The sequence below is a fragment of the Moraxella sp. CTOTU47616 genome, assembly GCF_032017465.1.
Classification (GTDB): domain Bacteria; phylum Pseudomonadota; class Gammaproteobacteria; order Pseudomonadales; family Moraxellaceae; genus Faucicola; species Faucicola tetraodonis.
Genome location: NZ_DALZPU010000003.1, coordinates 13,426 through 25,831, shown reverse-complemented (window position 1 = coordinate 25,831; position 12,406 = coordinate 13,426). Strand labels below are relative to the sequence as shown.

Below are 12,406 nucleotides of genomic sequence, written 5' to 3'. Positions count from 1 at the left end.
CACAATACCTCGCTACCTCGCTGGTGCGGGGTATTTTTTTGCTTAAACTTCTAAGCTCAATCAGAGCAAAATAAATATTGATAACGATTCTCATTTACCCTATAATTCGCCAATTGTCATTATTTTTTTATTTTTTATCACTTTTTACTTTTAAGGATGTTTTATGTTGAGCCGTACTTTTACCTTATCAATATTACCTCTAGCGATATCTGCATTACTATTGACGGCTTGCCAAAAAACCGAACAAAAAACCGACGTAGCACCTGCTGCAAGTGCAACGACTAACGCTTCTGCAGTCACAGCGTCGGCGCAGAGCTCAGTTGATTTGAGTAAAGAAACGGCGGAATACAAAGCTTGGGTACAAACCCAAATTGATAGCTTGCTCGCCGATACCCAAAAATTTGTCGCACTGCTCGAAGCGGGTAAATTAGAAGAGGCGAAGGCGTTATACCCAAAAGTACGCATGTATTATGAGCGCTCAGAGCCGATTGCTGAAAGTTTTGGCGACCTTGACCCGCGTATCGACAACCGTGAAGCCGACCTTGAGCCCAATGAAGTATGGACAGGGTTCCATGCGATTGAAAAAATCTTGTGGACACAAAATACCACCAAAGGCACTGAAAAACTGGGTAAACAACTGATTGCAGATGTCAAAGAATTGCACGCCAAAATTCCAACGGCAGAGGTCACAGGCGACTTGATGGTACAAGGTTCAGTAGATTTGCTCAATGAAGTATCAACAAGCAAAATCACCGGCGAAGAAGAAATTTTCTCGCACACAGACTTGTATGATTTTAAAGCCAATATTGAAGGCGCAGAGAAAATATTTGCCATTTTAAAACCAAAAATCCAAGCCAAAAACCCGGCGTTAGTCACGGAGCTTGAGCAAAAATTTGACGCAGTCAACCAACTACTTGCCAAACACCAAGTCGGGCAACAAGACTATAAATCTTACAAAGAGCTAACCCCTGCAGATACCAAAGCGCTAGCCGAAGCAGTGAATAAACTCGGTGAACCCTTAGCGCAGATGGGCATTGTATTGCAATAAGTGAAAGGTGAAGCAAAAAATTGCTTCACTTTACGGTTTTAGGGTGGAATAAAAAGGTCAGTAGCAAGTTAGGGGCAGTATGAAACATAGTGAATTAGATAAGCAAGCGCAAGAAACAGGGGTGGGATTAAAAACGTCAAATCGTCGCAGTTTTTTACGCCAATTTGGTGCGCTCAGTGTCGCAGGCGCAGGTTTAGCCGTGTCGGCCTGTCAGCAAAAACCAAGCGAAAACTTACCTAACTTGCAAGCTTTGGATAGTAATCAGTCCAAAGATAGCGATAAAAACGAAAATCCTAAACATGCTGGTAGTGATGCCAATACTACCAAAAATAGTTTTGCGGATGTCAAATATGATTTTTATGGCGAACACCAAGCAGGCATTACCACGCCGTCACAGCGTAATATTTATTTTTTGGTGATGGATTTACATACCGATAAGCTTGATGATGTCAAACAGATGTTCAAAGACTGGACAACCTATGCGGCCAATTTGACGCAAGGTAAAAACATCAAAGCGTACGAAAAAAACCCGTTTGTGCCCCCAACCGACACAGGCGAAGCAGACAGTATGGGCGCGTACGGATTGACGTTGACCTTTGGGATTAGCCCAAGTTTTCTAAAAAAAATGGGACTTACCCATAAGCAGCACAAAGAATTCCAAGACTTGCCCAAGTTCCCGCGCGATCAATTACGAGAAAATTTGACGGGGGGTGATATCTGTATTCAAGCCTGCGCCGAAGATGCCCAAGTGGCGTTCCACGCGGTACGGCAACTGGTTCGCCAAGCGCGTTCTAATATTACCATGCGTTGGAGTCAGTCAGGTTTTGTTGGGTTTGATACCGGTGACCATACGCCCCGTAATTTATTCGGTTTTAAAGACGGCACTGCCAACCAAAGCACCATCAAAGCTGCGGACAAAAACTTATGGGCGGACGCGCCTGATTGGATGAAAGGCGGCACTTATTTGGTCACCCGCGTCATTCAGATGCATCTTGAAACTTGGGATCGCACCTCGCTTAAAGGTCAAGAAGATACCTTTGGTCGACATCGTGATAGCGGCGCGGCGATTGGACAAAAAGGCGAATTTGACACCTTTGATGTGCACGCCAAAGACGCGCAGGGTAAAGCAGTGATACCTGAAATTTCCCACATGGGACTGGCAAAAAGCACAGGCGTGGAGATGCTACGCCGTTCGTATTCTTACAGTAGCGGCATTAACCCAGCCACGGGGCAGTTTGATTCAGGGCTGCTGTTTATTTCATTTCAGAAATCGCCCGAGCAATTTACCATCATCCAAAATGCCCTAGGTCGTCTTGATAAAATGAATGAATACACCACCCACATTGGCAGTGGCTTATTTGCTTGCTTCGGTGGTATTCCGCAGGGTGGCTATATTGGACAAGCATTATTTGAAGCTTAAGGTTCAAATGCAACATCCATCACTTAAAATAGACGGTTCAAAACACACGCTTAAAAATAGACGGTTAAAAAGTTACTCATGATAAACATCACCCAAAAAACCTTGCTAAGTTTTGGTCTAGCAAGTTCGCTGCTCATCACCAGTCAAGGCTTACAAGCCCAGCAAACAACGCCTGCAAGCGCCCAGATAGCGACGCAAGCCAGTCAATCAGCCAGCAAAAAGCTGAATTTAAGCCCTATTTTTATCAAGCTATCAGACGCGATGGCAGCGATTAAAGTCAATGATACCCCGAAAGCCAAGGACACCCTTGTGCAAATTCAAACAGCCTTTGATGCCATAGATGCAACGGCAAAAAATTCCACGCTTGGGCAACAGACAAGCCAAGCGATTGAGCAAGCCATCAGCAACCCCACAGAAGTCAATTTATCCGCCGTGTCAAATGCATTATATGCCTTTGAAAAAGAACAAAATCCTGTAGATTACAGCGGTAAGCGAAAAGAGTTTGCCAAAAAAATGGTACCGGCGTATGACAATCTTAATCAAGTCATACAACATGCAGCAGCGACAGATGTCGAAGCGTTACGGGGGGCTTACAACCAGTTTAATGCAGTTTGGCTAGGTAATGAGCGGGTCGTGCGCAATACCAGTATGGGGCACTACGGCAAAATCGAAACATCCATGGCGCTGATGCGAGTGGCGATTGAAACCCAACCCATCAATATGGCGCAAATCAAAACCCAATCTGCTGCGCTAAAAGATGCCATCGACAGTTATAACAAGGGTGACGTAGCTGCTGTACAAACCACACAAACCGTCACTCTAGCAGATAGTATCCAGCTACTGCGCGATGGTTTACAGGCGTTTAAAACAAACGACGCAGCAACTGGTCAAGCCAAGTTAGGCGAGTTTATTAGTATATGGCCAACGGTCGAAGGCGATGTCAGCACCCGTAACCCCAGTTTATATAATCGGGTGGAAAGTCAAATTCCGCTAGCCATGGCGAAGGGTCAAGACCCTAAACAGCAGCAAACACTGCAATCGATTATCAATGAATTGGCGGCAATCAATCCAACAGCCCAATATACCGCGGTTGACTCAATGCTGATTCTGCTTCGAGAAGGGTTGGAAGCCTTATTGATTGTCATCTCGCTGTTATCGGCTTTAACCGCTGCCAAACAAGTCAAAGCCAAAAAATGGGTGTATGCTGGTGTCGCTATTGGCTTACTTGCCAGTATCGTAGGCGCGATGGCATTACAGCTATTATTCCCTGCGGTGACTTCTGCCGCCAATCGTGAGATGTTTGAAGGGGTGATAGGCATCGTTGCGGTCATTATGATGATCGGCATTGGGGCGTGGCTGCATAGCAAATCATCCGTCCAATCATGGAACGCTTATATCAAGCGTCATATGGGACAAGCCATGACGGCAGGTAGCTTTGTGTCGTTATTTGGATTGAGCTTTTTATCCGTGTTTCGAGAAGGCGCAGAGACCATATTGTTCTATGTCGGTATATTACCCAATATCAGCATGAGTAATTTTTTAACCGGGATTGGTTTGGCGCTTGTAGCACTGGCAGCAGTAGCTTGGGTGATGCTAAGAACCTCGGTTAAATTACCGATTCCACAGTTGTTTAAAGTCTTAACTTGGGTGATTTACCTATTGGGCTTTAAGATTTTAGGTGTCAGTCTACACGCGCTGCAATTGACAGGGTATCTACCAATGACCGCCATGAGCCGCTTGCCCGCCATTGAATCGTTGGGATTTTACCCGACGCTACAGACATTTTTGGCACAAATCGGCTATGTTATTATTGTAATCGCCATCAATCTTTGGATGAAAAACCATCAACGTCAGCAAACGGCTGCATTGGCATAACCTTTAATCAAAGATAATTAACGCCATAAAAAAATGGGTAAAACTTGTTTACCCATTTGGTTGTAGCGCTTAGTTTATAACGCATAGCTTGTATAGCCATAGTTTATATAATAGTGTAGCCTAAACTAGGCTATAGACTACACTACGCCGTTTTTTCCATACGCTCGCGCTGCGATTGACCTTGCCATAAGCCTTCTAGGTCATAAAACGTGCGGGCTTGTGGCATCATCACATGCACCACCACAGCGCCCAAATCAATCAAGGTCCAATCACTGGTGCCTTGACCTTCCACACCAATCGGATTAAATCCTGCTTGCTTCGCTTTCATCGCGACATGGTCGGCAACCGCTTTAAGGTGGCGGGTAGATGTCCCTTCGGCAATCACGATACGCTCCATGACTTCAGTCATATCAGCAACATCGAGTACGGTAATGTTTTTGGCTTTTAGATCATCCAAGGCATCTTGAACGATGTCAAGGCAAGTGGTTAACTGTTGGTGGGCAGGGTGTTGATTGACTAAACTAGCAAATTGGGTATCGGTCATAAATGCGTGGGTTCCATGGATTGGGTCATAATGATTAGGTTATAAGAGTAGCTTAAAATAGGATCATGACAATCCTAAAAAAAGTGCGCTATTTTAACAAAAATCTAACACACAGGTTATCAAAAAATGTAAATCAATATCAGGCTACATGTGGGGCATATAACTGATGCTCAACAATATACCGATAAACTTGACTCGGTAAACTTAGCCGCGCTTGCTGTCGTTGCTCAGCTTCTGTGCTGTATATCCAAGCCCTGATATCACGACTGGCAATATCAGGCACGACAAACTTATCAATATAGATATGGGTAGTGGTTTGATTTATCAAGTCTTTTGGCGAATGAATGATAAAAGGCACTAGCCGATTATCAATATTTATACTAGGGGGTTTATCCGTATTGGCTAAAGCATTTTGATTTAAATTTTGTTTCAAATTCTGGCTTAAAGTGTGGTTTAAACTGGGGCTAAGACTGCCCAAGGCAGGACGGGGTAGCACCCATAGATTGGTCAGCGAAAGCAGCTCAAAGCCGCGATACCATTTATCAAGTTGTTCAACACTGTCTTGTCCGAGGACAAAAATCAGTAGGTCATTAGGGTAACGCTGTTTAAATTCACTCAAGGTATGAAAGCTATACACAGGTGGCTGACACTGCAGCTCAGTCTCATCAATCGACAAAAAAGCCATATCGTCAATCGCAAGTGCAAGCATCTCAAGGCGCTGCTGGTTGGAAGTTGGCTTGGTTTTTAAGGGTGAACCCGCCGTGGGCAGTAATTTGGCGATGATATCAACGTTGGGGAAAGCGCGCATGAGCTCATGGTACACATGCGTAATCATCTGTAAATGCGCCAAATGTACCGGATCAAATGAGCCACCCAACCAGACACGAATACAGCGAGGCATTGTCATAACCACAAGCCCAACACAAGTTTAGGGCAAAGAAAACTAAAATCCTTCATCATCACTACAGCATCTTACGGTTGGTTTGGCGGTTCATCGGTTGGTACATTGCGCACAAAAATTACTTTATGCTGATTGTCATTGGGGTAGCGCTCTTGTACCTCAAAATAGCGCGGATAGGCACGTAGAAAATCACTGAATTTGTTAAAGTTAAACAAGCGCGCATCAAAATCGGGCTCGACTTTTAGCAGATAGTTTTTGACAGGTGCGATATTTGCCCAGCCTTGGTCATCCGCCATACTTGAGATGGCAAGCTTGACCAAAGTGATGGCGACATCCACAGGCTTCATCTGATTACCTTTAGTGGAGAACAGCATATCAGCAGAGTCATAAAAATCTACCGTCGAAGGGGTTTGGTTTTCTTCAAAAAACTCAAGATAAGTAAAACGGTCACAGGCTTGCACAAAAGGCTTGGGCGTGGTGCTACGACCAAAACCATACACCAATAACCCTTGCTCACGAATACGCTGGGCAAGTCGGGTAAAGTCGCTGTCAGACGACACCAAACAAAACCCATCAAAACGCTCGGTATACAACAAATCCATCGCATCAATGATTAAGCTTGCATCGGTAGCATTTTTACCCGTGGTGTAGCTAAATTGCTGGATCGGCTGAATAGAGTAGCTCAGTAACACATTTTTCCAGCTGTTTAATTGTGGGCGCGTCCAATCACCATACGCGCGTCGAACGCTACTAATCCCGAGCGTGGCAATTTCAGACAACAGCGCATCAAGATGATTGACTGACGCATTGTCAGCATCAATCAATACGGCAAGTCGGGCGTCAACGCTCGTTGAATAGTTCTGCGAATGTGCCATGTTGGTCACCCAGCGATAAAGTTAGATGTGGTTGAGCGACATTTTACCATAAAGCAATTTTTGGGCATAACAGATTGTGGCGCACTAGCCTAGTGGTGGGAAAATAGCCTATTCAGCGAAAAATAGGCGAGTGGTTGCACAGTAGCCTTGCATTGCATTTAAGCTGATATCCTGTGTGACAGGCAATTGTGACAGACAACAAAAAGGTGAGTGTCAAACTCACCTTTTTTTAAATATAAACGCTTAAAACTCACCGCTATCGGCTTGAACGGCTGTGAGCGCAATGGTATAGACAATATCTTCAACTAAGGCGCCACGCGACAAGTCATTCACAGGCTTGTTGAGACCTTGGAGCATAGGACCGACGCTCACCACGTTGGCAGAGCGCTGCACCGCTTTATAGGTGGTATTGCCAGTGTTCAAATCTGGGAAGATAAACACATTGGCTTGACCTGCCACCAGCGAATTTGGCGCTTTTGATTTTGCCACGCTTGCGACACTGGCAGCGTCATATTGTAACGGACCATCAATGAGCAAATCAGGCGCTTTGGCTTTGGCGATTTCGGTGGCTTGACGCACTTTATCCACGTCTGCGCCTTCACCTGATGACCCTGTCGAGTAACTAATCATGGCAACTTTGGGTTCGATACCAAACGCTTTGGCAGATTGGGCGGATTGTAGGGCGATTTCAGCCAACTGTTCTGCGGTAGGGTCTGGGTTGATGGCACAGTCACCATACACCACCACTTGCTCAGGCAGTAGCATAAAGAAAATAGACGAAACCAGTGAATACTGCGGCGCTGTTTTAATTAACTGAAACGCCGGGCGGACAGTATTGGCGGTGGTATGTACGGCGCCAGATACCAGACCATCGACTTCACCCAAGTGCAGCATCATGGTACCCAGTACGACGGTGTCTTTGAGCTGCTCACGGGCTTGTAGTTCATCGAGTTTGCCTTTACGGCGCTCAACCATAGGCTTGACGTACTTGTCAATCAAGCTTTCTGGGTCAAGAATCTGCAGGCCTTCAGGTAGGGTGAGCCCCAAGTTCTTGGCAACCTCTTCGACTTCACTGCGTTTGGCAAGTAAGATACAATGGGCAATACCACGAGTCTGACAGATGACCGCCGCTTCAACCGTACGTGGCTCATTGCCCTCAGGCAATACGATGGTTTTTTTGGCGGCTTGGGCTTTTTTGACCAAGGTATGACGAAAAGCCGAAGGCGAGAGTTTGCGGTTGTTGTTGCCTTGACTAAAAGTGGTTTTGATCCAGTCCAAATCCAAATGCGCGGCGACAAAATCGGTGACTTCACTGGCGCGAGTGGTATCATCTGCGGGGATTTCATGGCTGATGTGGTTAAGTTTGGTAACAGTATCAAAGCTGTCAGTGTCAACCAGCATCACAGGAATCCCTGTTTTTAGAGCGGGGCGACACAGATTGATAATTTTTTGGTTCGGCACGATACCGCCTGTCAGAATAAGACCTGCTAGCGGTACACCATTCATGGTGCTAAGCGCAGTCGCCAAAATCAAATCGTCTCGGTCGCCTGCCGTCACCAGTAAGTTACCACGGGTGAAAGAATCTTCAATATTGGCAACGGTACGCGCAACCAGTAAAGTATTGAGCACACGGCGGTTTTTGGCGTCGCCTTCATTGAGCCATTTGGCATCAAGCTCACGAGCCACGTCCCAGGTACGGGGCACACTTAAGGTATTGCTAAAAGGCACTACGCCAATCAAGCGAAATTTATCGGAGTCAAAATAAGGCGAGTGGGATTTAATCGCCTGTAACTGCTCCGCTGCCAAATCAACTTTGGCTTTACCAGGCGCGACGGGTGCTTCATCATAGTGGTTGTCCACGTTTTTGACGCGCATCAAAATCGTGCCTAACGTACGCTCGCTTGCCATACCGCCAAAATCACGGGCAAAAATATCTAGCTTGTCTACCAAACTATCAGGGTTTGCAATATCACCACTACTGACCAAGATAACTTTGGCATCTAGCGCATTGACGATGGCTAAATTCACCAATTCTGCATAACTTGAATCATTGTCAGCAGCCAGACCCTCACAGACGATAACGTCATATTGCTCAGCCAATGCTTGGTGTTTGGCAACCACTTCTTCCATCAAGTCATCTAACTGACCATCCCCAATCACGCGCTCTAAGCGGCTGCGGTCAATGGAGGGTGGCGGGTTTAAGTTAAAGGCATGTTTTGCAAGCACACTTGAGCTGTCATCACTCTCATGATTGGCAGTGATATTTTGGCTAAAGGGTTTTAAAAATCCGGCTTTTAGCCCGATATAATCAAGTGCACGGATAAAACCCAAACAAGCTGAGGTCAAGCCAATGCCGCTACTGGTAGGCACAAATAAAATAGTTTGCATGATAGTTCCTATTTGTTATTTTATTCAAACTAAAAACCCTGATGGGTCATCAGGGTGAGAGGGTTTATAAACCTAAGACTTCTTTGGTTTCTTTGGCGATTTGGTATTCTTCATCGGTCGGAATCACCCACAATTGCAGTAGGCTGTCGGCTTGGTGGAAGCTACCTTCTACGCCGCGAGAGAGTTCAGCATTTTTTTCAAGATTCGCTTTGATGCCAAAATGCGGCAAGTTTTGTAAGATTTTTTGGCGAATTGAGGCGCTGTTTTCACCGATACCACCGGTAAATACCAAGCCAGTAAAAGTCGGTAATGCACAGCTGAGTGAAGCGATATAACGGGCTGCTTTATAACAGAAAATTTCGATGGCAAGTTTGGCATCTTCGTTGCCTTCATTGGCGGCTTGCTCCACCGTGCGCATGTCGCTTGAGATACCTGAAATGCCCAACAACCCGCTTTGTTTATTTAAAATTGTATCAATTTGGTCAAGGCTATAGCCCAAAATACGGTGTAAGTGAATATGCAAACTTGGGTCAACATCACCACTGCGCGTACCCATGACCACGCCTTCTAGCGGGGTCAGACCCATGCTGGTGTCCAAGCTTTTGCCATCATACACGGCGGTTAACGAGCAACCATTACCTAAATGCACCGTAATCCAACCATTGGCTTGGTGATGAGGGGCTAGGCTATCAGCGCGGTGGCTAACATAGGCGTGCGAGCTACCATGAAAACCATAGCGACGGATATAATGCTCATTGTACAAATCTTTTGGAATGGCATAGCGGTAGGCTTTGGCGGGCATGGTTTGGTGAAAGGCGGTATCAAACACGACCACTTGCGGCAAATCTGGGTAGATTTTTTCCACCGCCTCAATACCTAAGGCATGGGCAGGGTTGTGCAGGGGCGCCAATACTTTTAGCCGTTTGACTTCCGCCAAGACATGGTCGTTGACTTTTTCGGCATGAGAAAACTCACGTCCGCCATGCACCACACGGTGACCCACGGCAACGGGTTTGTAAGCGGCTAATAAACCTAATATTTTTTGCAGCGCCCATTGGTGATTAGCGCCTGCCAAAGAGATTTCGACTTTTTCCCCATTGAGGTCGGTGTGTTTGATACGTGCCGTATCTAAGCCCAAGTTTTCCGCAAGACCGGCAACGCGCTCGCTGCTGTCATTGCTTAATAACGCGTATTTGATTGACGAAGACCCACAATTAAGTACTAAGATCGGATTTTGCATGGCTGTTCCTTTAGACAAGATCTTGTGCATTCCTTGCAACAAGCCCCTTCCTAACTGGATTAAATTTTAAGCTATCCTTGTCTTAAGTAATTTATTGTAGATTAAAAAAAATGTATTGTGGTAATTTTTTGCCAAATTTTTGTTGTCATCACTATAGCGAAAAAGCATACCACAACAATGCTGGTGTCAACAAAATGAAAAATTAACAAAAATCATCGATTTAACGCTCATCTTTAATAAGGTGAGATAATTGCTTATAAAACGCAAAAACAGCTACAATAACCCCATCACAAATTTTATTTTTACACTTATTTTATTCTTAAAATTAAGGGCATTCATGCAAATTTCAAAACTATCCTCAACAATGACCGTGCTGACCGTGCTGACCGTGCTGACGGTGATGTTGGCAACCAATGTGCTGACAGGATGTGGGCAAAAAGGGGCATTGTACCTACCGAGCAACCATAGCCAACAAGTAGTCGATGCTGCCGCCAAACCGACCAGCACCACTGCGAATGCCTCTGATGCCAAAGTCGATGTCAACACCCAAGATCCCAACGTCATGATCGACAATAACGCAACGCCAACGCCGCAATCAGCGCCTCACTCAGCGACCACGCCATCGGTGCCATCTGTGCCATCGGTTGGAGGTAAAAATGATTACTAATGATGCAGCCGCAAGTTTAGCAATCAATCCGACCGAACACGTCAAGTCAATCAATGGTCTGAGTTATGATGGCACTGCCTTGATGATGGATGGCGTCAGTCTTGCGGATATCGCAAAGACCTTCGGCACACCGACCTATGTATATAGTCAGCAGTCGATTTTGGCAGCCTATAAAGCTTATGATGATAGTTTTACTGAGATTGAGCATCAGATTTGTTATGCGGTAAAAGCCAATAGTAACCTTGCGGTATTAAACGAACTTGCCAAAGCAGGGGCAGGGTTTGATATTGTTACAGGGGGCGAGCTTGCGCGAGTTTTGGCTGCGGGCGGCGACCCCAAAAAAATCGTATTTTCAGGACTTGGCAAAACCGCTGAAGATATCCGCACTGCCCTTGAAGTAGGGATTGCTTGCTTTAATGTCGAGTCAGAAGCTGAGCTGTACCGTATCAATGCAGTGGCAGGCAAACTACAGCAGCAAGCGCCAATTTCGCTACGCGTCAATCCCAATGTCGACGCGCAAACCCATCCATATATCTCCACAGGGCTCAAAGAAAATAAATTCGGCATTACCCATGAAGATGCGCCCCGTATCTACCAAATTGCCCATGACTTACCGCACTTAAAAGTCGTCGGTATTGATTGTCATATTGGCTCGCAGTTGACCCAAGTTCAGCCTTTTATGGATGCATTGGATAAAGTCATTGAGATGATTCACGCACTTGCCAAGCAAGGTATTGCGCTTGAGCATATTGATTTGGGGGGTGGCTTGGGTGTGCAGTATATTGACGAAGACGTTGCAAGTATTGAAGAATTTGCGCAGTTACTGTTACCAAAACTGAAAACTTTAGGCTTAACACTCTATTTAGAGCCAGGTCGTAGCATCGTTGCCAATGCAGGTGTATTGTTGACCCGCGTGGATATTTTAAAACCTACCGAACACAAAAATTTTGCCATTGTCGATGCCGCGATGAATGATTTGATTCGTCCGGCACTTTATCAGTCAGAGATGGCGGTCATCCCCACACAGTTGAACTCACCGGTTGAACCCAAAGTATGGGATATGGTCGGGGCGATTTGTGAGACGGGCGACTTTTTGGCAAAAAACCGTGTGTTAGCGTTGGCTGACAATGATATCCTAGCCATCACAGGCGCAGGGGCGTATGGGTTTGTAATGTCGAGCAATTACAATAGCCGCCCTCGTGCTTGTGAAATCTTGGTCAAAGATGGTCACGCTCATGTGATTCGCGAGCGTGAAACGGTTGAGAGCCTTTGGCAAAAAGAAAAATTGGTAGATTAAATCTATCCTATAAGGTTTGCTGGCTTTGCTGGCAACGCTAAGCCTTATTTGTCCCGCTGAGCCCAAAACCTTAGCAACTGAAACCAAAACCTTAGTAACCGAGCCCAAATTGCTTGACTTGCTAAGGTTTTTTTGTTCCCCAATTACCTTA

General features: G+C 45.7%; 10 protein-coding genes. 5 read left to right on the top strand and 5 right to left on the bottom strand.

Annotated features, from left to right (window positions below):
* Positions 1–163: 163 nt before the first annotated feature.
* The 3 genes from efeO (at position 164) to RTS10_RS04235 (ending at position 4,343) form a co-directional block, all read left to right on the top strand.
* Positions 164–1,048, top strand: a complete 885-nt coding sequence (gene efeO, locus RTS10_RS04245; RefSeq protein ID WP_095355921.1) for an iron uptake system protein EfeO — start codon at positions 164–166, stop codon at positions 1,046–1,048.
* A 79-nt stretch (positions 1,049–1,127) separates the two neighbouring features.
* Positions 1,128–2,468, top strand: coding sequence for an iron uptake transporter deferrochelatase/peroxidase subunit (gene efeB, locus RTS10_RS04240; protein WP_312539378.1), 1,341 nt, complete (start codon positions 1,128–1,130; stop codon positions 2,466–2,468).
* A 78-nt stretch (positions 2,469–2,546) separates the two neighbouring features.
* Positions 2,547–4,343: an FTR1 family iron permease gene (locus RTS10_RS04235; protein ID WP_312539376.1), complete on the top strand. Its 1,797-nt coding sequence runs from the start codon at positions 2,547–2,549 to the stop codon at positions 4,341–4,343.
* 142 nt (positions 4,344–4,485) lie between these two features.
* On the opposite strand, the gene rsfS is transcribed toward RTS10_RS04235, so the two are convergent.
* The 5 genes from rsfS to RTS10_RS04210 form a co-directional block, all read right to left on the bottom strand.
* Positions 4,486–4,887 (bottom strand): ribosome silencing factor, encoded by a 402-nt coding sequence (gene rsfS, locus RTS10_RS04230; RefSeq protein ID WP_050324756.1) that lies wholly within the window; start codon positions 4,885–4,887, stop codon positions 4,486–4,488.
* Between the two features lie 139 nt (positions 4,888–5,026).
* A complete protein-coding gene (gene nadD, locus RTS10_RS04225; RefSeq protein WP_312539375.1) occupies positions 5,027–5,794 on the bottom strand; it encodes a nicotinate (nicotinamide) nucleotide adenylyltransferase in 768 nt (255 codons plus the stop codon).
* Positions 5,795–5,859: 65 nt separating this feature from the next.
* A complete protein-coding gene (locus RTS10_RS04220) occupies positions 5,860–6,663 on the bottom strand; it encodes an NYN domain-containing protein (RefSeq protein ID WP_007115203.1) in 804 nt (267 codons plus the stop codon).
* 243 nt (positions 6,664–6,906) lie between these two features.
* Positions 6,907–9,051 carry a phosphate acetyltransferase gene (pta, locus tag RTS10_RS04215; protein WP_312539373.1) on the bottom strand — a complete coding sequence of 715 codons (2,145 nt, stop codon included), beginning with the start codon at positions 9,049–9,051 and terminating at the stop codon, positions 6,907–6,909.
* A 64-nt stretch (positions 9,052–9,115) separates the two neighbouring features.
* Positions 9,116–10,291, bottom strand: coding sequence for an acetate kinase (locus tag RTS10_RS04210; RefSeq protein ID WP_312536492.1), 1,176 nt, complete (start codon positions 10,289–10,291; stop codon positions 9,116–9,118).
* A 337-nt stretch (positions 10,292–10,628) separates the two neighbouring features.
* On the opposite strand from RTS10_RS04210, the gene lptM reads away from it, so the two are divergent.
* Positions 10,629–10,958, top strand: coding sequence for an LPS translocon maturation chaperone LptM (gene lptM, locus RTS10_RS04205; protein ID WP_312539372.1), 330 nt, complete (start codon positions 10,629–10,631; stop codon positions 10,956–10,958).
* Positions 10,948–12,255, top strand: coding sequence for a diaminopimelate decarboxylase (lysA, locus tag RTS10_RS04200; protein WP_409455581.1), 1,308 nt, complete (start codon positions 10,948–10,950; stop codon positions 12,253–12,255). Before lptM ends, lysA begins: the two co-directional genes overlap by 11 nt.
* Positions 12,256–12,406 lie beyond the last annotated feature (151 nt).